Source organism: Rhizobium sp. 18055 (assembly GCF_902706285.1).
Classification (GTDB): domain Bacteria; phylum Pseudomonadota; class Alphaproteobacteria; order Rhizobiales; family Rhizobiaceae; genus Rhizobium.
This window is the reverse complement of the sequence record NZ_CACSKD010000424.1, coordinates 1-402: the sequence shown is the minus strand read 5'-3', so window position 1 is coordinate 402 and position 402 is coordinate 1. Positions and strand designations below refer to the sequence as shown.

The window sequence follows — 402 nt, the reverse complement described above, 5'->3', positions numbered from 1 at the left end:
CGCCTTCGTCGTCGCTCAGGTTCTGCGACGCCTGGGCCTGCATCTGCATGGTGGTCTGCAGGCCATTGAGCGTGTTTTTCCAGCGTTCCTGCGCATCCCGGTACATCTGGTCGCCGCTCACGGTGGCGGCGTACTGCTCGGGATACAGGCGCTTGAACTCCTTGTCCAGGTTGGCCACGTCATAGGCCAGCCCCTTGGCCTGCTCGATCAGCCGCTGCGTCAGCGCCAGGTTACTGCGCAGACGGTTCACCACGCTGAACGGCAGGCTGGCCAGATTGCGCGCCTGGTTGATCAGCATCTGCGCCTCGTTCTGGAGCTGCTTGATCTGGTTGTTGATCTGCTCCAGCGTGCGGATGGCTGTCAGCGTGTTCTGCACCAGATTCGTCGGGTCGAGCACGATGT

The 402-nt window shown here is 62.2% G+C and carries 1 protein-coding gene; it reads right to left on the bottom strand.

Features of this window, described 5'->3' with window-relative positions; translation table 11 throughout:
- Positions 1–402, bottom strand: a 402-nt coding sequence (trbJ, locus tag GVL52_RS29825) for a P-type conjugative transfer protein TrbJ (RefSeq protein ID WP_160012789.1), incomplete at both ends; no start/stop codon positions are given.